Genomic DNA, 22,132 nt, shown 5'->3' with positions numbered 1-22,132 from the left:
CAGGTTGCATAAATTACCCGAACTTATCAAACCCGCCGTTTTGTGTAAAAATACTGCAATGGAAAAAATTACTCACCAAAATCTACATCCCTTACTTTCCAAAAGTCTGACCGACACCGATTTCGTCCTTATCCTCAACGCCTTAATCAAATTCCTGCGGCGCGGCGGCAAAAAACAGGCGGCAGAACGCTTCGACCTGATTATCTCCACGCTCAAACAAGACGAAGAACTCGGAAAAAACTTCAGTGGCCGCTTCTACCACTGGCTTTCGCAAGTCCACATCTATCCCGCGCTGATCAAACTCGGCATCTTCTCGCGCCACAGCTTTACCCGCGAGATGGGCATACGCATATACGAACGCTTCAGCCCGTCCTACAAAGACTTTGCCAACCTGCGCGAAGTGTTCCTCTACCTTTTCCACTCCGAAAACGACGACAAATGGCTGCAAACCCTCAGCATCCGCCAATGGTTGAGCCTGTACGACCTGATCCGCACCAGCGCCGATCCCGCCTTGCTGCAAAACGCCTGCCGCCAGTTGGTTGACGCTCGTCTGCGCGCCATCGAAATGCTGGCCATTTGGATTGCCTCCGAAGCCATCGAACCCGACCTCATCCGCATCGCCCCGCGCCTGCTCGAAGCCGATTCGCCCTTCGTCGCCCTCCAGCGCGAAACCGCCAAACTGGTCGAACACTACCGCAACGACACCACCCCTTACGACACCGCCCACCTTGAAGTCATGTTCGACCAATGTTGCAGTCAGATCGACTATCTGCGCCGAAAAGGGACGGGCGCAGGTTCAGGCTCGTCCGTCAAAGTCGCCCACCTGCTCGAACGGCTCCAGCAGACCGTAGATCGCCTGAAATTGCTCACCGACATCCAAACCGATGCCGGCAACCGCAACCGCCTGACCATTACCCTGATGAACTCCCTCATCTACGCCGCGGTCGAGCAATACAGTACCCGCCACCTGCGCCGCAGCAGCATACGCATGCTCGCCCGCAGCATTACCGAAAACAAAAGCCACCACGGCGAGCATTACATCACCCGCAACCGCAAAGAATATTTCAAAATGTTCTACTCCGCGGCGGGTGGCGGCGTCATCATCGCCCTGATGGCATTGCACAAAATCCACATCGGCACACTCGGCTTCAGCCCCTTCGTTACCTCCTTGCTGTCAGGGCTCAACTACGGTATAGGCTTCATGCTCATCCATATGCTGCACTGCACCGTCGCCACCAAACAGCCCGCCATGACCGCCGCCAGCTTCGCCGAACAGGTCGATCTCAACGAAGGTGGCAAAGCGGTGGACAACAAGCTCGCCAAGCTCCTTATCGACGTATGCCGCTCCCAAAGCGTCGCCGTCTTCGGCAACGTTTCCATCGCCATACTCTTGGCGTGCGCCATATCGTTTGGCTATGCCCATCTGCACCAACAGCCCATACTCGATGTCCACACCACCGCCTACCAGTTCAAATCCATAGACATCATCGGCCACCCGACGCTATGGTATGCCGCTATTGCAGGCTTGTGGCTGTTCTGTTCCGGCATCATCGCAGGTTTCTTCGACAACCGCGCCGACTACCTCAACCTGCGCCAACGCCTGCCCTTCAACCCCTTGTTGCGCAAAATCATGCGCCCCAAACCCCGCCGCGTCCTCGCCGCCTACATTCACAAACACTACGGCTCACTGGTCGGCAACTTCATCTTCGGTATGCTCTTGGGCATGACCGGCTATTTCGGACACCTCCTCGGTCTGCCGCTGGACATCCGCCATGTCGCCTTCTCCTCCGCCAACCTCGGCTATGCCGCCGTCAGCGGCAACGTCGGTTTAGGTGCATTCCTGCTCGGCATTTGCAGCGTCCTCGCCATCGGCTTGGTCAACCTCATCGTCAGCTTCACCCTCGCCCTCTTCGTCGCCCTGCGCTCGCGCGGCACGAAAATCGGCAGCGTCGGCAATTTGTGCAAAAGCTTCTGGCAGCAGATTAAGGCCAACCCGCTGATCTTGTTTTTCCCGGTTACGCCGGTTCAGACCAAAGAGCCGGTCAAAGAGCAGGGAGAAAAGCATTAAGGCAAGCCGACAGACAGCGCTTCAGTAATCAACCTCTTTTTCAGACGACCCCGCTATGCCCATCCTCGCTTGGAACACCCCGCCCGCCCCCGCCGAACTTGCCCGCGTGATCGAAACCCGTCCCGCGCCGCTGCATTTGGTTGCCTGTCTGAGCGAAAACCGCATGCCCGATTTTCCTTTGTCCGATGCCCCGACCGAGTTGGAAGGTCGTCTGAAAACCCGCCTCGACCAAATCCTGAAATGCCTTCAGTTCAACAGCGTCAACTTTCTGGAAAACCTGTTGCCCAACGTACATCTCTGGCTTGTCCCGCCGCACCGCGCCGACAGCCTGCACGAACATTTCGACCATATCGAATGGCAGACCGAAGCCGTACCGCAAGCCGCGCCCAAGCCCTTAAAACCTTGGTTCAGACGACCACAATCTACCACTCCGCCCGAACACGCATTGGTTATCGGCGCGGGCATTGCCGGTGCCGCGACCGCGCGCAAGCTGGCGGAACATGGCGTGCGCGTTACCGTTTTGGAAGCGGGCAAAGCGGCGCAAGGCGGCAGCGGCAACCGCCAAGGGCTGCTCTACGCCAAAATCTCGCCGCACGACACCGAGCAGACCGAACTGCTGCTGGCAGGCTACGGCTACACCCGCCGCCTGCTGCAAGACCTGTTGCCCGATTCCGACGCATGGGGCGGCGACGGCGTGTTGCACCTCAATTTCGACGAGGCCGAACGCAAACGCAATCAGGCATTGGGTTTGCAACAGCATCACGCCCACCTTTACCGCAGCGTGTCCGCCGACGAAGCCGCGCAAATCGCAGGCATAGACGTCTTTTCAGACGGCCTCTACTGGCCGCAGGGCGTATGGCTGAACCCGCCCGCCGTCGTCCGCGCCTTGCTGAATCATCCGCTGATTACGTTGCACGAAGACACGCCCTTATCCTCCGCCGAATACGACGGCGCAAACTGGACGGCACACACGCCGCGCGGCAGCTTCAGCGCACGCTGCATCATTTACTGCATGGGCGCACACAGCCCGAACGCCGCCGATGCCAACATCTCCGCCCTGCCTTTCCGCCAAATCCGCGGGCAAACCGGCGTAGCGGCGGCAAGCGGTTTTTCCAAACGCCTGCGCTGCGCCCTATCCGGCGAAAGCTACATCAGCCCGAGCTGGCAAGGGCAACACTGTTACGGCGCGACTTTCGTCCTCAATAGCGACGACGACGCTTGGCATACGCACGAAGAAACCGCCAACCGCGCCGCCCTGCAACAACTCAACCCGCCATTGGCGCAATCATTGTTTGAGCAAAACCCGCTTTGCTCGGTTTCAGACGACCTCTCTGACCCGCCGCAAGGACACGCCGCCCTGCGCTGCGACAGCCCCGACCACCTGCCCGTTGTCGGCGCACTCGGCGACATCGCCGTCATGCAGACCGCCTATGCCAAACTCGCCTTGGACAAAAATTACCGCCTCGACAACATCCCCTGTCCCTACCTGCCGAACGCCTACATCAACACCGCACACGGCACCCGCGGACTCGCCACCGCCCCCGTCTGCGCCGCCGCCATTACCGCCGACATCCTCGGCCTGCCCCAGCCCCTGTCCCAACGCCTGCGCACCGCCCTGCATCCAAACCGCGCCGTCATCCGCGCCATCGTGCGGCAGCAGCCTTTGCTTTGATGCGTAGGAGGTCGTCTGAAAAGCTGCCTGAGCACGCTGTCAATCGACCTCCGTTTCCACTATAATGTCGCATCCCATGCCCATACGGAACAGGCCGTCTGTTTTCAGACGACCTGTTTCTTTTATAGTGGATTAAGTTTAAATCAGGCCAAGGCGACGAAGCCGCAGACAGTACAGATAGTACAGAACCGATTCACTTGGTGCTTCAGCACCTTAGAGAATCGTTCTCTTTGAGCTAAGGCGAGGCAACGCCGTACTGGTTTAAAGTTAATCCACTATATTTCCGCTTTTTTTAAAGTCCTACAAACACTTATGCTGCTCGACCTCAACCGCTTTTCCTTTTCCGTCTTCCTGAAAGAAGTCCGCCTGCTGACCGCCCTTGCCCTGCCCATGCTGTTGGCGCAGGTCGCGCAGGTGGGCATCGGTTTCGTCGATACCGTGATGGCGGGCGGTGCGGGCAAGGAGGATTTGGCGGCGGTGGCGTTGGGCAGCAGCGCGTTTGCCACGGTTTATATTACCTTTATGGGCATTATGGCGGCGCTGAACCCGATGATTGCCCAGCTTCACGGCGCGGGCAAAACCGGTGAAGTGGGCGAAACGGGGCGGCAGGGGATTTGGTTCGGGCTGTTTTTGGGGATTTTCGGCATGGTTTTGATGTGGGCAGCGATTACGCCGTTCCGCAACTGGTTGACTTTGAGCGATTATGTAGAAGGCACGATGGCGCAGTATATGCTGTTCACCAGCTTGGCAATGCCGGCGGCAATGGTACACCGCGCCCTGCACGCATACGCTTCCAGCCTGAACCGCCCGCGCCTGATTATGTTGGTCAGCTTCGCGGCGTTTGTGTTGAACGTGCCGCTGAACTATATTTTCGTTTACGGCAAATTCGGTATGCCCGCTTTGGGCGGCGCGGGCTGCGGACTGGCGACGATGGCGGTGTTTTGGTTCAGCGCGCTGGCGTTGTGGATTTATATCGCTAAGGAAAAATTCTTCCGCCCATTCGGACTGACGGCAAAATTCGGCAAACCGGATTGGGCGGTGTTCAAACAGATTTGGAAAATCGGCGCGCCCATCGGGCTGTCTTATTTTTTGGAAGCCAGCGCGTTTTCGTTTATCGTATTTTTGATTGCGCCTTTCGGCGAGGCTTATGTGGCGGCGCAGCAGGTCGGCATCAGTTTGTCGGGGATTCTCTATATGATTCCGCAAAGCGTCGGCTCGGCGGGGACGGTGCGCATCGGTTTTTCTCTGGGGCGGCGCGAATTTTCGCGGGCGCGTTATATTTCGGGCGTATCGCTGGTGTCGGGCTGGGCGCTCGCCGTGATTACCGTGCTTTCCTTGGTATTATTCCGTTCCCCGCTGGCAAGCATGTACAACAAGGATCCGGCGGTTTTAAGCATCGCCGCCACCGTCCTGCTGTTCGCCAGCTTGTTCCAACCGGCAGACTTCACCCAATGCATCGCGTCCTACGCCCTGCGCGGCTATAAGATCACCAAAGTACCGATGTTCATCCACGCCGCCGCCTTCTGGGGCTGCGGCCTGCTGCCGGGCTACCTGCTCGCCTACCGTTTCGATATGGGCATTTACGGCTTCTGGACGGCATTGATCGCCTCGCTCACTATCGCAGCCATCGCCTTGGTGTGGTGCTTGGAATTGTGCAGCAGGGAGATGGTCAGAACGCATAAGGTCGTCTGAAATTTCTTTCAGACGACCTCCATTGATATTTCATTTACGACTTATTCACTTTTAAGGGGAAAAAATGTTTTCAACTTCTATTATAGAAAAACTTGCTTACTATGTTTATTGCTTGATTGACCCTAGAGACGGCAATATTTTCTATGTAGGTAAAGGCGTGGGCAATCGCGTTTTCCATCATGCCTTAGGTTCATTACAAGAAACAGAAACGCCAAGTGATAAAATTGCCTTGATTAGGGAAATACATAAAAGCGGAAACCAGCCCGTGTATTACATTCTGCGGCACAACATCCAAACAGACAAACAGGCTTTTGAATATGAAGCGATGGCAATAGACCTACTCTCCCTAGTCAAGCCGAGCCAGCAGCCGCTGACTAATATTCAAGGGGGCACGCATTCTTCAGAAGTAGGATTAATGAGTTTGTCGGAATTAAAACGAAAGTATGATGCTCAAGAATTAAAAACTGATAAACCCATTGTTTTAATTACGATTAATAAAGAATACGAGAAACTGAAAAAAGACATTAGATCCGGAAATATTCCTGAAGCCAATAGGGATAAGGAAATTTACGAACGCACACGGAAATATTGGAAAATCGGAAGCAGGCGTGAAAAAGCAAAATATGCAGTTGCAGTCTATCGCGGCTGGACATTGGCAGTGTATGAAATCGAAAGATGGATTTCTGCCGACGATATTATTCAAGGCCGTTGGATGTTTGAAGGCAAGCCGTTACCAGATGACTCCAAAATTTATGAAGAAATCGTGAATAAGCTGACCTATTCTTCCCAAGAAAACTATAAAGCGCCCCAAAACCCTATTACCTATCGTAATTGTTAAATAGTAAGTTTTCAGACGACCTGAATCCACAAAATCACAAATTATCATGCAACCCATCCAATACCAAACCGACCTCACCCCCTACAACACCTTCGGTCTTCGCGCCCAAGCCCAAGCCTTTATCGCACTCGAACACGCTGACGAGTTGCGCGACATCGTCCGATTGCCCGAGTTCGACCGCGATACCGTTTTATGGCTCGGCGGCGGCAGCAACATCCTCTTGATGCAGGATTACGCCGGACTGGTCGTACATATGGAAAACAAAGGCATACGCGAGATTGCGCGTTCAGACGGCCTCGTTTACATCGAAGCGCAGGCGGGCGAAATTTGGCACGATTTTGTCCTGCACACTGTCGCGCTGGGCTTGAACGGTCTGGAAAACCTGAGCCTGATTCCGGGTACGGTCGGCGCGTCGCCCGTGCAGAACATCGGCGCATACGGTGTGGAAGCGAAAGACGTGATTCACAGCGTGCGCTGCTTCGATTTGGATACGGAAACCTTTGTCGAGCTTTCCAATGCCGACTGCCGCTTCGCCTACCGCGAAAGCCTGTTCAAGCAGGAAGGCAAAGGGCGTTATGTGATTGTTTCGGTCGTATTCGCCCTGAAAGAGCGTTTCGAGCCGAATTTGGGTTACGGCGATTTGGCAGCCGCCGTTGCCGAACTGAGCGCGGGCAGAATGCCGACGGCGAAAGACGTTTCCGATGCAGTGTGTGCAATCCGCAACAGTAAACTGCCTAATCCTAACGTACTTGGTAATGTCGGTAGTTTCTTTAAAAACCCCGTCGTCAGCGCGGAAAAAGCCGCTTCCCTGTTGCAGCAGCATCCCGATATGCCGCTCTATCCGCAGCCCGACGGCTCGGTCAAACTCGCCGCCGGCTGGCTGATCGACCAATGCCGTCTGAAAGGCTTCCAAATCGGCGGCGCGGCGGTACACGACAGGCAGGCTTTGGTTTTAGTGAACAAAAACAATGCCTCTTCAGACGACGTTCGGAAATTGGCACAACATGTCTGCGATACAGTATTTACTCGATTTCAGGTAGAATTACACGCCGAACCCAATTGGCTGCCCGCTTCGTTCAGCCTGTAAATCCAAGGAGTATGCCCGTGACCCGCATTGCAAAAACCAATACTTACACCCGCATCATCGACGCCAGCCTGACGCTCTTCAACGAGGAAGGCGAGCGCAACATCAGCACCAACCATATTGCGGCGCATTTGGGCATCAGTCCGGGCAATCTCTATTACCACTTCCGCAACAAAGACGAAATCATCGTCCAACTGTTCAAACGTTACAGCGAAGCCCTGCTGGCATACCTGAATGAAGCCGTGTTGCCGTCCGATGTGGAAGACTCCATCAACTATATGGCGGGCATTTACGACGTCATGTGGGAATACCGCTTCCTCTTTAGCGACGTAAACACCCTGCTTGCGCGCAGTGCCGAACTATTGGGCGAACACAACACCTTCACCCAAGCCAAAGTCTCCCCGCTCTTGGTCAACCTGCTCACCCAGCTCAACGGCCTGAACATCATCCAAGCCGACCAAACCGCCATGAACGACCTCGCCGTCAATATGTGGATGGTCACGAAATACTGGTTCGACTTCGACAGCTCCCTACGCGGGCGTACCAAACTGACCGAAGACTCCAAAGCACGCGGCATCCGTCGTACCTTAAGCCTCCTGCGTCCCTACCTCTTGCCGGAACACCGCGAGGAATACGACCGGAAAATAGGCGGTGCGCATTCATAATTTCCATGCCGTCTGATCCTATAGTGGATTAAATTTAAATCAGGACAAGGCGACGAAGCCGCAGACAGTACAGATAGTACGGAACCGATTCACTTGGTGCTTCAGCACCTTAGAGAATCGTTCTCTTTGAGCTAAGGCGAGGCAACGCCGTACTGGTTTAAAGTTAATCCACTATATTTTCAGACGGCATTCATCTATAAACATGATACATACCCCTCCTTCCGCCTCCCCCGACGCATCTATCTTAGGCCTAGGCTATCTCGGCCGCCCTTTGGCGCAGAAACTTTACGAACACGGCAGCCGCGTCGCCGCCGTCAAGCGCAGCCTGACTTCGGACGATATTAATCTGCCCATACACCTCGACACCCTCGATCTCAATCAAGACAACGTGTTTCAAAGCGCGAACCTTGCCCGCGATACAAGCTTTTGGCAGCACCACGCCGACAAACCCGTTTGGTTCTGCCTCTTGCCGCCATCCTCGCTGACGCATTACGCCGATACCGTCAAACAATGGGCAGAACTTGCCCGAGCGTGTAACGTGCAGCATCTGATTTTCACGAGCAGCACCAGTGTTTACGGCGATAAAGCGCGGGAATGCGACGAAACTGCCACACCCGACCCGCAAACCGAGTCCGCCCGCCAAATCCTCGCCGCCGAACAATATCTGCTCGACAGCGGCGTTCCGAACATCGACATCCTGCGGTTGGGCGGGCTTTATTGCGCCGAACGCCATCCCGTCAGCCGTCTAGTTCAAAAGCAAAACATCCCGGGCGGCAACCAGCCTGTCAATATCGTCCACCGCGACATCGCCGTCGAAACCCTGTTTCAGACGACCCTCAACCCCAACGGCAGGCGCATCCGCAACATCGTCGAACCGCGCCACCCGACCCGCCGCGATTTCTACACCGCCGAAGCCGCTAAACTCGGTCTCCCGCCGCCCGATTTCGCGCCTGATGACACAAGCGGCGGCAAAATTGTAAATACCGTTTCCGCCGACGGCTTAAGCCTGTAAAATTGGCGCTCCGCGACCGTTTCAGACGACCTTTCGGCAGCGGCAAAACCAAAACCAAAAAACACAGTCTTACTTAACATAGTGAGTCGACAAAATCAGGATAAGGCGAAGCATCGCCGCACAAATCAAGTTCACCCACTATACAACCCCAAGCCCGAAAGTATCGAGAACACGCTATGTCCGCCCTATTTCCCGTTATCAACCACCTGATACAGCAAAATCCGGAACACCAACAAGACCTGTCCCGCTTGTCAGGCAAAACCCTGAGCCTCAACCTTGCCGGATTCGGACTGACCGGACGCATCAATCACGACGGTTTCCTCGAAACCGCCGACCAGCCTGCCGACACCCTCATCACCTTCCACCAAAGCGCCATCCGCAAAATCCTGACCGGACAAGAACCCGGCGTCGGCGACATCAGCCTCGAAGGCGACCTTATGCTCGGCATGACTGTCCTGCCCATACTCGGCAGCCTGCGCTACTACGCTTCAGACGACCTCGCCCGCATCTTCGGCGACTCACTCGCAGGCAGCATCAGCGAACGCGCCGCCAACATCGGACAAACCGTCAAAAAAATCGGACAAAGCATAGCCGAGCAAATCAGCGACTTTTCCCGCGAACCCGAATCCCCCGTTATCGACGCCGCCACCCTGTCCGCCTGGATGGAAGAAGTGGACAAACTGCGCGACGACGTTGCCCGCCTTAATGAACGCCTCGACCGGCTCGAACGCGACATCTGGATAGACTAATTTTCAGACGACCCTATGCCTATGAACAGCCCGTTTCACAACATCGGTATCGTAACCCGCCCCAATACCCCCGAAATCCAAAACACCGCCCACACCCTCATCCAATTCCTACAGGGACACGACTTTACCGTCTATCTTGACGAAATCGGCATAGAAGAACGCTGCATCTATGTTCAAGATACCGTCGGCTGCCACATCGTCAGCAAATCCGACTTGGGCAAACACTGCGACCTCGTCATCGTCCTTGGCGGCGACGGCACATTCCTCTCCGTCGCCCGCGAAATCGCCCCGCGCACCGTGCCCGTTATCGGCATCAACCAAGGGCATTTAGGCTTCCTCACCCAAATCCCCCGCGAAAACATGACCGAAGAGCTGCAACTCGTCCTCGAAGGCAAATACCTGCCCGAAGAGCGCATCCTCATCGAAGCCACCCTCGTCCGCGACGGCGAAACCATCCACCGCGCCCTTGCCCTCAACGATGCCGTCCTCTCGCGTGGCGGCGCAGGTCAGATGATCGAGTTCGAAGTCTTCATCAACCAAGAATTCGTCTATACACAACGCTCCGACGGCCTCATCGTCTCCACCCCCACCGGCTCCACCGCCTACTCCCTTGCCGCCGGCGGCCCCATCATGCAGGCAGGATTGCACGCCTTCACTCTCGTGCCCATCTGCCCCCAATCCATGACCAACCGCCCCATCGCCATCCCCGATACTTCCGAAATCGAAATCCTCGTTACCCAAAGCGGCGACGCCCGCGTCCATTTCGACGGACAATCCTTCATCGACGTCCAAAACCTCGACCGCATCATCATCCGCCGCTACCACAATCCCCTGCGCATCCTCCATCCCACCGACTACCAATACTTCCGAACCCTACGCCAAAAACTACACTGGGGCGAACAGCTCGTATAAACGCAAAAGGTCGTCTGAAACCCGATTGCCAAGTTTTCAGACGACCTCATCAACCCACAAACCCTTCCCCCATTCCCAAACCAACGCCATCCCTATCTAACAACAAACGGACAACCTAAACCACGCATCCGCCCTTTATCAAAAACGTCCCCAATCATGAACCGACAAAAAACCTACCTCCTGCTGACTGCCCTGTTCACCCTGATTTTCATCGCACTCATCATGCTCGGCGGCTACCTGCTTTCCATCCAAAGCAAACAATTCGCCGTCGCCGCCTTCCTGTTCGCATTCGGCGCCGTCTTCGCCCAAATCGGCAGCCTCGCCCTCTACATCCGCCATAAAGCCCGCGCACAAATCATGCGTGAGCAACAAACCGAATCCCATTAAGGCTGGGTATTGTTCGTTATCCGTTTGCCGGTTCTACAGGCTTTACATAGGTAAAGTTTTGTTTGCCGCATTGCTCCCCCCCCCCCTTGCAATTTACACTGACACCGCATACAACTTGTATGTTCTTAAATCTTTCAACCCACGGGAGTAGACTTATGAAACAAAACATCATCGTTGTCTTATTCAACATCTCCAGCGAAGCTTATCAAGCCTTTTCTGAATTGAAAGCTTACTCGCAGACAACAGATGCTTTGGTGGCACAAGCCGTTTTGATTAAAAAGGAAAATGGTCTGATTATCCCAGCAGAAAGCACCGACTTTACCGCCAATACGGTCGAAGGCACATGGACGGGCGGCCTCATTGGTTCACTGGTCGGCATTCTCGGCGGTCCTATCGGTGTTCTGTTGGGTGGAGCTACTGGCGCACTCATCGGCAGTGATGCAGGCACTGCCCAAACATTGGGAGAGGGGTTGTTGCTGGAAAATACAGCCAAAAAACTGGATAACGGCAGTACTGCAATCATTATTTTGGCGCAAGAATCCGACGAAGCTGTATTGGATGCCTTCTTCCACCGTTTCAAAACCGTTATTCTCCGGCAAGATGCAGCCGTTGCCCAACAGGACGTATTGGCAGCAATAGAAGCGCAGGAAGAAGTGGCACGTCAGGCACACGAAGCGTGGAAAAAACAGCGCAAAGCCGAGCGCAAAGAGAAAGTGGAAGCCTTCAAGGCCGACATCAAACAAAAATTCGACAAATTGGCAGCCAAGTTGAAATAACACTGCCACCAACCCAAGGTATGTAACCGCTCAAATTTTCCGTTTCGGATGCATGCCAAACCGGTTTGAGGCTACCTGAAAATCTATTTTTCAGGTAGCCTCTCCCTTTTTCATGCCCCGCCAAACCATCATGCTCACCCCGCAAAGCTGCGACCTATTCCAACGCCCATTTTTCCAGTTCGCCCAAATCCGCCAATACCAGCCCGAAACCGAAGCGCAAACCAAGCAAGGCCGACTACAAAGCCGCGTGGCAAGTGTGGCGCACGTTGGTTTTACAGGTAGCCTCACAACTGGGCGCGGGCTTTGCCCCGCCGCATATCGAACGCTGGTGCAACGGCTGGCAGCGCGACCTGGCTAGTCGAAACCCTGCACCGCCTGCTGCCAGTGTACGAAGCCTGCCACAATGTGCGGCTGTGAGCGGAAGCAAGCTTCCCCCATCTGCCGTTAAGGCTACCTGAAATCTAAAAGAAACAAACAAAACCAATGACCAAACGCCGAACCTTCCTCATTCTGACCATCCTCTTCACCCTGCTCTTCATCGCATTGGTAACGTTGGGCGCCTACCTGCTTTCCATCCAAAGCAAACAATTCGCCGTCGCCGCCTTCCTATTCGCCTTCGGCGCCGTCTTCGCCCAAATCGGCAGCCTCGCCCTCTACATCCGCCATAAAGCCCGCGCACAAATCATGCGCTCGCAACAAACCGAACCCCATTAAGGAAAACCCATGTTCGACAAAATCGTCCTCGCCAGCGGCAACGCAGGCAAACTCAAAGAATTTTCCCGCCTCTTCGCCGATTTGAACATCGAAGTCCTGCCGCAATCGCAGTTCGACACGCCCGAATGCCCCGAGCCGTACCACACCTTCATTGAAAACGCGCTCGCCAAAGCCCGCCACGCCGCACGCCACAGCGGTCTGCCCGCGCTCGCCGACGACTCCGGCATCTGCGCCGCCGCATTAAACGGTGCACCCGGCGTCCTCTCCGCCCGCTATGCCGGAGCAAACCCCAAATCCGATGCAGCCAACAACAAGCGTCTTTCAGACGACCTCGCCGACCAAGCCGACAAAAGCTGCCACTACGTCTGCGTCCTCGTCCTCGTCCGCCACGAAAACGACCCGCAGCCCATCATCGCCGAAGGCATCTGGCGCGGACAATGGCAGGCAGAAGCCGCAGGCACCAACGGCTTCGGCTACGACCCGCATTTCTACCTGCCCGAACATAACTGCACAGCCGCCGAGCTTGACCCCGAAATCAAAAATGCCGAAAGCCACAGGGGACAGGCTTTGCGGGAATTGTTGAAAAAAATCGAAGCCCTCTGAACAACAAAACGTCGTCTGAAAACCCGCTACGCCGTTTTCAGACGACGTTTTTCATCCCGTTTATCCGTAAAACGCACCACCAAAGGAACAAAACTTATAAAATTTTTTCAAAAACTTATAATATCCAAAAAAACAGCAAATATCCTTACTCAAAAATCCCCATCATAAAAACATAAAACACATTCTACAAACCACTCCTTGAAAATTGATTACCGTCCGCACCCGACGGAGCGCCTGTTATAAAGACAATACAAGGAGTCATCACATGAGAAACTACCCCTTCAAAACCATCGTCGCCTGCCTCAGTATTTTGTGGCACAGCCCGCACCTGTGGGCAGCAGATGCAGTAGTGCCCGAAACTGCCGTCCTCGATACTGTCGAAGTCCGCGGCAAACGCCTGACCAAAGACCAGAAAGGCGAAGCGCAGCAATACAGCAAAAACGTCTCCAACGCCTATCTCGGCAAAGAATACCTCGAACGCTACCGCCCCGATGCCGCCGGTGACATCCTCAAGGGGCTCAACGGCGTGTACAACATGAATACGCGTACGGCAGGTAGCGCAATTACGCCCAATATCCGCGGTATTTCAGGAAAAGGGCGCATTCCCGTAACCATAGACGGTATTGAACAAACAGTTGATGTTTGGCAAAACAACTACGGCATTTCCGACCGCAACTATATTGATCCCACACTTTTACGCAGTATCTCGGTAGAAAAAGGCCCGTCGATGACACGCGGTGTCAAATCAGGGGTGGGCGGTTCGGTCGCCATTCAAACTATCGAGCCAGAAGACATTGTTCCCGAAGGGAAAAAATGGGGGATACAAATTAAGGGCAGTTTTTCCGACAATACAGTAAAGCAGCCAGAAAGCCTTCTTAAATATAAAGGCTGGCCCGATTATCGCACCCTTCCAGGCAACCCTACTGCCGATGGTGCCATCGGAACAATAGGCAACGTTTTAGAAGACCCTTCAGGACAAAGCCGTTACTACTATGGATTGCAATTTGAAGACCGATACCGCATAACCCGTTTCCGCAACCACAAACTGCGGAATTTTAAAAACGATCGTTCGGGTATGTTTTCGGCTGCATTTAAAACCGATATTTCAGACGGTCTGATTGCTTACAGTATCCGTGAAAAAGGCAATTATTTCGCCGGCAAACACGCGGCGGGCGGTTATCTTAATAATCCGGTGTACAAAAACGAAGATTCAGGCCATACCAATACCACTGCCAGCATGGTTCCCAATATGGCACGGTTTTATCGCCCAGGAAGAGAAGTAGTCAACAGTAATATTTCCAGCAAAAGTCTATTATTGAAAAATAACTGGCATCTTCCTGCCAATCAAAAAATCAGCTTGTCCTATATGCAGACCAGAGTGGATTTCGGTGAACACAACCCCTTCTACAGCAACCTTGCGCAAGGATACAGCGACGATTTTTTCAATATCGGCGAACAATATCGCGAAGCCGCCATGCAAATGATGCCGATACAAGGTATGGAATCGAATATCCAAAATAAAAGCTATAAAATCGGCTACGGGTGGAAACCCGAAAACAACAGCTGGATAGACCTGAATGCCAACATCTGGCGTACCCGCACCCGCAGCACGCGCTATCAGAACGGTGCCACAGATTTATATGTCGATTACCCCGACAGCGATTACGATAACTGGATACGTTGTTCGCGCGGCGAAATTCCATGGACGATGGCATTTCATAACATGAACTGCAGCCAAATGATGGCCGAAGGCCTGATACCCGATAAAGAGCCATCAAAAAAACCTTACGACGGCGATCCAAAGCTGGACGGCTACCGTGTCAAAGCCGCAGCAGAACAACGCACCCGTTCGGTACGTACCGGTGCAGACCTCAGCAATCGCTTTCGTTTGGGCGATACTTTGTCCATGACCCTTTCTACCAATGTGCAACATGAAAAACTGAATGAATTTACAGAACAATACAATAATGACTTGGATTTCGACGGCTTAAGCAATGCCGCAAGCGGAATGACCGCCCTCTCCGGTCCACGTTCCGGCCGCCGCCACGAATGGGGCGCAGGAATGGTATTCGACTGGCAGCCGACAGACCGTTTGAATATTCAGACAGGCATACGCTACAACAAATTCTGGAGCTACGACGACATACTCGCCCAAAAACGCAAAGAGCGTAAAGAATCCTTCTACTCCATTACCAAAGGTAATGAAGGATACATTATCGGAACATACCTGCCCTACTATAAACTTATCGACAATCCTCAAGAAGTTGCCGATTATTTTGCCTATGACAACGCACCGACAGGCTCGGACGAGCAAGAAAAACTCGGTCAAAAATTTGAAAAAAAATACGGCTATCTTTTCAGCTCCAGCAACAATATATTACGCAATCCAAAAGGCAACCCTGCTTATGACACGGGAGACCCCCAAGCACTCTACCGCTTGGAACAGGCATATACCCCCTTCCGCAACGGCAGATTTGAAGGTCCGGTTTTCCCAGACGGGATGTTTGACGAAAAAATCGCCAATCCCCAAGGACAAAACGGAAATTTTTACAAATACCTAATCCAACGGCATACTGATACCGCTGCCACAACAGACTATGAGGACAAAAAAAAGAATTACCCGATAGAGGCCGGAGACATGATAAAGGAAACGAAAAACCTCGCAGCAGACAGCGACGAAAACTGGCCCTCCCCCAAACACCTCAGGGCGCATGCTTGGTCTCCCATGCTTGCCCTCAGTTACAACCTGACGCAAAACGGGCGGCTACACCTGAGGTGGGCGCAAGCAGTACGTTTTCCCACCATATACGAAGCCACTACCACCAATTCGTCGTGGGCGGACGCTTATTCCCAAGAATTTGATTTGAAGCCCGAACGCAGCACCAATTGGGAAATCGGCTATACCTACAACTTCGCCCCTCGTTTCAAACGCCTGCGCCACGGCGACATCCGTCTGACCTACTACAACAGCGTGATAAAAAATGCTATCGAGCTGTCGTCTGAACGCAACCTCCAACAATACGACAAACGCCTTACCAGTGGTATCGAACTTCAAAGCCGCTTCGACAGCGGGAAATGGTTTGCCTCACTGGCTGCCAACTACCGCCTGAAACAGCAGACCTGCGACAAAGCCACCGTATTCAACTATGATTTATATATCAACCGTATTCCTGTCTGCGTGGACGGAGGATTCGGCGCAACCCGCTTCCATCAAAGCCGCCAACCAAAATATTCCATCAATCTCGATATCGGAACCCGCCGATTCAACGAAAAATTGGAATTGGGCATGCGCGGCACTTATCACAGCAAAGCCGAAAACAAACAACAGGACAAGCTGGCCAAAAGCGGCTTGGCACGCATCTACGAAGCGACAGGCCGCCCCTACCACTGGCATTCCGCCTTGGTTTTGGACGCTTACGGACGCTACAACTTCGGCAAAAACCTGAGCATGAACTTCAGCGTCAGCAACCTCACCAACCGCTATTATCTCGATCCCATGTCCAACGTCCCCATCCCCGCACCGGGACGGGCGGTTACCGTCGGGTTTACAGGCAAATTCTGACGGGGCAATGCTTGAAAGGTCGTCTGAAAATTTCAGACGACCTTTCGATTTAAAATTTACAAAAAAACAAAATAAAATAAATCAACGGTTGATAAATTTGACTAACGGTATTAATATCTATTCTCAATACAAAAAAAGATAAAACTTACAAAAAATTTTCAATATTTTCTAAATTTAATTTAGCCACTACCCAAATAAAGAACAAAGATAGGTTTCCAATTCAAGCCTCCTGCCGCAAAATTTTGCGCCCTAACGCAAAACGGTCGTGCTGTTCCGCAAACGGCATATTCTTTACTAAAAGGTGATAGCAATGAAACTGAAATTATTGGTCACAGCTTTAGCTTGGATCGTATCTGCAACCGTCCATGCCACCCCTTCAGGAGACTCTTCAAATGAATCCACCGTTGAAACAAGACTTCCTTCCACTGTCTTACCATTTGGTGCGGGTAAAGCAGCTTTGCGAATCAACAAAGGAGCAATCCGTATCAACATAGGCAACGGTCCGGTCAAATACATCAACAAAGTTCATACCAATAAACCGATTAACGGTAATAACTATAATGTCTCGGTAAACGGCAAGACCAATCCCAAATACCTTACCCCCGCTATTGTTCCTTTAGGCAACCTTATTCCGATTCCTTCATTAAGGGATGCCAAAATTGGGCAAACTTGGTATGAAAAACGCGGCACCAATATTGATGTGTACAGCGTTCGCCGTATGGCCAAAGCAGGAACACTGCCTGAATTCGGCGGCCTAGTTATCGGTCAAGTCAAAAACCTGCCCGACGGCAGCGGGGTTTATTTCGGCGAATGGGCACCGCGAAAAGGCGGTACCGTTCCGGACAATGATACCAACCTGAACATGGCCGACGCCCGCCGCACAGTATGGTATGCCGGCGACAATCCGACCGGACGGACTCAAGGCTTGGCAACGGCAACCTACGATGTGGTCGGCATCAACAAACACACGCCCGGCGCAAACGATTTCTACCGCGGCACGGTTACGGCAAAATTCGGTACGACAACTCAAGGAACAATGGGCGGCCAGATTGCGCGCGGTGCGGACAGAATCAGCTTTGACAAAGCAAAAATCGACAATACCAAAGGCACGTTTGCCGATACCGCCCAAGGTATGAAGGGGCAATTCTACGGCAAAGGCGCGGCGGCAATGGCAGGTATCGCCACCCGTAAAGCAGGTGCGGCAGACGACGTGGCATTCGGCGGACGCAAGCGTTGAGGCCGTCTGAAAACATGTATTCAAAAGGATTGCCGATGGATTTTAAGGATGGGGAAGCCGATGATGTGATTCGGCTTCCCCTATATTGTGGAAACCCGAAATGAAAAACCGCGCCTGCCTGTTTGCCCTGCTGCTCCCCCTTTCCATCCCCGCCTTTGCCGACGATGACGACACGCGTATGCTGCGCGACGGGGTTCAGCGTCAAATCAGGCAGTATCAGGAAGCGGAAGCATTTTCAGACGGCCTTTCAGATGAAAGCCGCATTGACATCGGCGGCGAGACTTATCATGTGCCGCACACGGAACACGATTTGGCCTTGGGCATTTATTACGCGGTCAACGACAGGCAGTGGAACAAAGTGAGGGAATTTCTGACGCACTACCGCATCCTTTCCGGCCACAAACCGCATCTGGTACTGATGGCCGAAGGGCTGCTGGCGCGTTCGCAAGGCGATGTTTCCGGCGCGCTGGAAAAGATGAAAGCGGCGCAACAGGCTGCGCCCAGCGATGTCCGCATAGGGTTGGAACTGGCACGGCTTTACGGTGAAGACAATCAGACCCGCGAAGCAAAAGCCGGTTTCGAAAAGGTTTTGCAAGGCGGGATGCCGTCTGAAACCAAAGAGACGGTGCAAAACTATCTCGACATCCTCGACAAACGCAGCCGCTGGCACGGCGATATTTCCGTCGGGCGCGGTTACAGCGACAACATCAATCAAGGCAACGGCAAACGCGAATGCGTGGGCGAATTTATGGGCGAATGTTTCAGCTACCGCTCCCTGCCCAAGCCCGTCGGCTCGGCGTTTTGGCAATACAGCGCCGCCGCCTCGAAATCCGTTCCGCTCAAGGGCCATCACAACCTCATCCTGCGCCCTATTGCCTACGGCAGCCGATTTGACCGCGCCGACACCCAAAGCGAACCGATTGAAAAATACAGTGAAAACACCGCCCTGCTGTCCGCCGGCTACCAATACGCCGATGCCAACGACGACCTGACGCTGACCCCGTATTTCGAACATTACTTTCGCGGCGACCGCAGCCGTTACCGCGCATGGGGCGCGGATATAAACTGGGAACGGAATTTGGGGCGCAAATGGTCGGTCAACGCCCGACTGGAAGGCAAACGGGTCAAATATCTGGAAAGCGAGCGCGGATATTACAGCGACTACAGCCTTTATACTTCCGGCGCAGGATTGGGCTACACGTTTTCAGACGGCCTCGGACTGTTCGGCGGCATCGACCTTACCCGCCGCAAGTATCCCGACGCGTTTGCCCGCAGCAGGGAATACACCGCCCGCATCGGCGGCTATAAAATTTTCGGCAACGGTATCTATCTCAACGCCGCAGCCCTTCACCGCCTCAGCCGCTACGACGAAGGCAGCTACCACACCGACGGCGAACGCCGCCGCGACAGGCAGACCATTTTTACCGCCGCTTTGGGCGCATCGAAATGGCAGTTTAAAAACATCTCTCCCGAATTAAGATTCAAGCGGACGGTCAGCCGCAGTAATTCGGATTTTTATGTTTACCGACAGAATGAAATCGCACTGAATTTGAGATACCGTTTTTAATTTATTTATTCAGAATTTCTATCCAAACCAATCACGATTTTTAAAAATTCCCGACTAGACTAAAATATCTGAAAAGTTTTCAAACGACCTTTCCTAAACCGTATACCGCCCAAATCGATCCAGATTGCTACCATCCGCCTGACCTACTACAACAACACCATCAAAAACGCCATCGATATTACCGAAAACAAAAACCTGACCCAATACGACAAGAAACAGACCAGCGGCATCGAGCTGCAAAGCCGTATCGACAGCGGCAAATGGTTTGCCTCGTTCGGCGCAAACTACCGCTTAAAGCAGCGTACCTGCGACAAATCGACCGCCTTCAACTACGACGTCTATAACAACCGCATTCCCGAATGTATCGACGGCGGCTTCGGTGCCACCCGTTTCTATCAAACCATGCAGCCGAAATACTCGCTCAACCTCGATGTTGGCACCCGCCGCTTCAACAACAGGCTGGAACTGGGTATGCGCGGCATCTACCACAGCACCGTCGATACCGACCAGCAGGACAAACTGGCGCGTCAGGGCTTGGCGCGGATTATGCAGGCATCAGGCCGCCCCTACCACTGGCGTTCCGCCTTGGTTTTGGATGCTTACGGACGCTACAACTTCGGCAAAAACCTGAGCATGAACTTCAGCGTCAGCAACCTCACCAACCGCTACTACCTCGACCCGATGTCCAACGTCCCCATCCCCGCACCGGGACGGGCGGTTACCGTCGGGTTTACAGGCAAATTCTGACGGGGCAATGCTTGAAAGGTCGTCTGAAAATTTCAGACGACCTCTCCAACAAAAGCTGTTATGATGCCTGCGTTCCCGCCTGCCACGAAAACGACCCGCAACCCACGATTGCCAAAAGCCACAGGGACAGGCGTTGCGGGAATGAATTGTTAAAAAAATCTAAGCCTTATAAATCGATGATAGGTCGTCTGAAAACCCGAAATGCTTTTTCAGACGACCTAAACACACCACATCACGAAAGAAACTCATGTCCCCCAAGCAAATCCTGATTGCCGCCGTCCGTTTGATCGTTTTAATCGGTATCGTACAAACGCTCAGCAGCATCGTTACCATATTTGCCCAGTCTGGAAGCGAATATAACAGCGCACAACTCCTGTTGCCGCTATCCATCTACGGCTTTTATTTGGCCGCATGGCTGCTTGTATGGTGTTTCCCTGCCACCATTGCCAACCGCCTGCTGCCCGAACATCTGCAAACCGCACAAGAAACCCCAAAACACCCCGCTCCATGGATGACGACAGGTATTGTCTTGATCGGCGTATACACTCTTTCCCAAGCCATACCCGGCCTGATTTACTTGTTCTCTATCTATCGTTTTACACAATCCACCCTCACCGACGCACACACATCCGTTTGGGTAAATCTCGGTCCGCAAAACCAAGCCGGTATATTCGCCAGCACCGCCCAATTCCTTATCGGGATTTTCCTGCTGTTCGGCGCGCCCAAACTCTCTTCTTGGATTCGCAAAAGACTTTAACGACATAAAGACAACAGGTCGTCTGAAAAAATTTTAGACGACCTGAGATTGTCCTTGTGCCGAAATATAGTGGATTAAATTTAAATCAGGACAAGGCGACGAAGCCGCAGACAGTACAGATAGTACGGAAAGGCGAGGCAACGCTGTACTGGTTTAAAGTTAATCCACTATAAAACCGAATTTATGGCCCATTCCCGCCACCAACTTTTGAAACTGCTTTTGCTGCCCTTTATCCTGCTGATGAAAACCATCCGTTTAATATTGTCGTATATCGTAACTTTGTTATTAACTCTGTTACTGTTTATTTCTAAAACTTTATTGTTTGTCTCAAAGCCTTTTCTGCACGCTATTGTCGTTTTGCTGCGTTTATTGATGTGGCTGATGTTCCCTTTATTTTTTATCTGTTTGTTTATTTACACATTGTTCCGCCCATTAAAAAATCATGAAACACTTTTCCGGCATTGGATGGATGTCATTTACCGCGACCGCCCGGAAGCCGTTGGCATCATTATCGAAAATATCCATCAAGACTTAAGAGAAGAAGATGAAGACGGGGAAAATAATACGCAGGAAGAAAATAACGAAACCGCCGTATTTAAAAATCTCTTAACAGAAGGCTTCATCCTACACAATAATCTCGAAGACTACGCACATCTGTTTTCCGTTGATTGGAAAGACGGAGAAGGTTTTATTGACTGCATTGCAGAAATGGCGCAACGTTTTAATGTCGTCCTGAATTGGACCGAACAGCAGCTTGAAGAAGATCTGCCCGATGAGCTGGCAAGAGCCGTATATCCCTTATTTAAAGCCGCCGGGGCGGTTCTTTATAGTGCAGACACGGGAAGCGACTACTACACCTTTATCATCATCCCGCAACAAGACACAGCCGATTTTGAAAAAATATCGAAACAATATGGTGTATCCTTGCAGCGGGCCAATAAAACCATCTAACACGAAACTTATAGTGGATTAACTTTAAACCAGTACGGCGTTGCCTCGCCTTAGCTCAAAGAGAACGATTCTCTAAGGTGCTGAAGCACCAAGTGAATCGGTTCCGTACTATCTGTACTGTCTGCGGCTTCGTTGCCTT

General features: G+C 52.8%; 19 protein-coding genes and 1 pseudogene. All 20 read left to right on the top strand.

Translation table 11 applies throughout. From position 1 onward, the window contains the following. Positions 1-58: 58 nt before the first annotated feature. The 20 genes and pseudogenes from AAG834_RS02585 (at position 59) to AAG834_RS02485 (ending at position 21,993) form a co-directional block, all read left to right on the top strand. Positions 59-2,068 (top strand): site-specific recombinase, encoded by a 2,010-nt coding sequence (locus AAG834_RS02585; protein WP_342031150.1) that lies wholly within the window; start codon positions 59-61, stop codon positions 2,066-2,068. A gap of 55 nt (positions 2,069-2,123) precedes the next feature. Further along, complete coding sequence (mnmC, locus tag AAG834_RS02580) at positions 2,124-3,740, top strand: FAD-dependent 5-carboxymethylaminomethyl-2-thiouridine(34) oxidoreductase MnmC (protein WP_342031149.1); 1,617 nt, start codon at positions 2,124-2,126, stop codon at positions 3,738-3,740. 312 nt (positions 3,741-4,052) lie between these two features. Continuing rightward, a complete protein-coding gene (gene norM, locus AAG834_RS02575) occupies positions 4,053-5,432 on the top strand; it encodes a multidrug efflux MATE transporter NorM (RefSeq protein ID WP_342031148.1) in 1,380 nt (459 codons plus the stop codon). A gap of 64 nt (positions 5,433-5,496) precedes the next feature. Further along, positions 5,497-6,270: an LEM-3-like GIY-YIG domain-containing protein gene (locus AAG834_RS02570; RefSeq protein WP_342031147.1), complete on the top strand. Its 774-nt coding sequence runs from the start codon at positions 5,497-5,499 to the stop codon at positions 6,268-6,270. 46 nt (positions 6,271-6,316) lie between these two features. Then, positions 6,317-7,357: a UDP-N-acetylmuramate dehydrogenase gene (gene murB, locus AAG834_RS02565; RefSeq protein ID WP_342031146.1), complete on the top strand. Its 1,041-nt coding sequence runs from the start codon at positions 6,317-6,319 to the stop codon at positions 7,355-7,357. 11 nt (positions 7,358-7,368) lie between these two features. Beyond that, entirely contained in the window at positions 7,369-8,019 is a 651-nt protein-coding gene (locus AAG834_RS02560) for a TetR/AcrR family transcriptional regulator (RefSeq protein ID WP_342031145.1), read from the top strand. A gap of 202 nt (positions 8,020-8,221) precedes the next feature. Further along, positions 8,222-9,031, top strand: a complete 810-nt coding sequence (locus AAG834_RS02555) for an SDR family oxidoreductase (protein ID WP_342031144.1) — start codon at positions 8,222-8,224, stop codon at positions 9,029-9,031. Positions 9,032-9,207: 176 nt separating this feature from the next. Continuing rightward, entirely contained in the window at positions 9,208-9,780 is a 573-nt protein-coding gene (locus AAG834_RS02550; RefSeq protein WP_003756986.1) for a ubiquinone biosynthesis accessory factor UbiJ, read from the top strand. 21 nt (positions 9,781-9,801) lie between these two features. After that, positions 9,802-10,692 carry an NAD(+) kinase gene (locus tag AAG834_RS02545; protein ID WP_070860168.1) on the top strand — a complete coding sequence of 297 codons (891 nt, stop codon included), beginning with the start codon at positions 9,802-9,804 and terminating at the stop codon, positions 10,690-10,692. A 156-nt stretch (positions 10,693-10,848) separates the two neighbouring features. Further along, positions 10,849-11,079: an NGO_0222 family membrane protein gene (locus tag AAG834_RS02540; RefSeq protein ID WP_019270290.1), complete on the top strand. Its 231-nt coding sequence runs from the start codon at positions 10,849-10,851 to the stop codon at positions 11,077-11,079. Positions 11,080-11,234: 155 nt separating this feature from the next. After that, positions 11,235-11,855 (top strand): DUF1269 domain-containing protein, encoded by a 621-nt coding sequence (locus AAG834_RS02535; protein ID WP_003741838.1) that lies wholly within the window; start codon positions 11,235-11,237, stop codon positions 11,853-11,855. A gap of 130 nt (positions 11,856-11,985) precedes the next feature. Further along, positions 11,986-12,199 (top strand): annotated as a pseudogene (locus AAG834_RS02530) (HI_0552 family protein); the annotation flags it as partial. Positions 12,200-12,338: 139 nt separating this feature from the next. After that, entirely contained in the window at positions 12,339-12,569 is a 231-nt protein-coding gene (locus AAG834_RS02525; protein WP_003741840.1) for an NGO_0222 family membrane protein, read from the top strand. Positions 12,570-12,578: 9 nt separating this feature from the next. Beyond that, positions 12,579-13,172, top strand: coding sequence for an RdgB/HAM1 family non-canonical purine NTP pyrophosphatase (rdgB, locus tag AAG834_RS02520; RefSeq protein WP_342031143.1), 594 nt, complete (start codon positions 12,579-12,581; stop codon positions 13,170-13,172). A gap of 265 nt (positions 13,173-13,437) precedes the next feature. After that, entirely contained in the window at positions 13,438-16,734 is a 3,297-nt protein-coding gene (locus tag AAG834_RS02515; protein ID WP_342031142.1) for a TonB-dependent receptor domain-containing protein, read from the top strand. A 310-nt stretch (positions 16,735-17,044) separates the two neighbouring features. Next, a complete protein-coding gene (locus AAG834_RS02510) occupies positions 17,045-17,971 on the top strand; it encodes a Slam-dependent surface lipoprotein (protein WP_003778619.1) in 927 nt (308 codons plus the stop codon). Positions 17,972-18,071: 100 nt separating this feature from the next. After that, on the top strand, positions 18,072-19,538 hold the full coding sequence (locus AAG834_RS02505) for a surface lipoprotein assembly modifier (RefSeq protein WP_342031141.1): 1,467 nt from the start codon (positions 18,072-18,074) through the stop codon (positions 19,536-19,538). Between the two features lie 102 nt (positions 19,539-19,640). Next, positions 19,641-20,285 (top strand): TonB-dependent receptor domain-containing protein, encoded by a 645-nt coding sequence (locus AAG834_RS02500; protein ID WP_342031169.1) that lies wholly within the window; start codon positions 19,641-19,643, stop codon positions 20,283-20,285. 247 nt (positions 20,286-20,532) lie between these two features. Continuing rightward, the gene (locus tag AAG834_RS02495; RefSeq protein WP_342031140.1) at positions 20,533-21,042 is read left to right on the top strand and encodes a hypothetical protein; all 510 of its coding nucleotides are present in this window, start codon (positions 20,533-20,535) and stop codon (positions 21,040-21,042) included. Positions 21,043-21,225: 183 nt separating this feature from the next. Further along, positions 21,226-21,993, top strand: a complete 768-nt coding sequence (locus AAG834_RS02485) for a DUF6630 family protein (RefSeq protein WP_342031139.1) — start codon at positions 21,226-21,228, stop codon at positions 21,991-21,993. The last annotated feature ends 139 nt before the right edge of the window (positions 21,994-22,132 follow it).

Origin of the sequence: Neisseria sp. Marseille-Q2251 (assembly GCF_940793045.1) — a bacterium.
Taxonomy (GTDB): Bacteria; Pseudomonadota; Gammaproteobacteria; order Burkholderiales; family Neisseriaceae; genus Neisseria.
The sequence above is the reverse complement of the archived record's forward strand: the minus strand, read 5'-3'. Positions and strand labels throughout refer to the sequence as shown.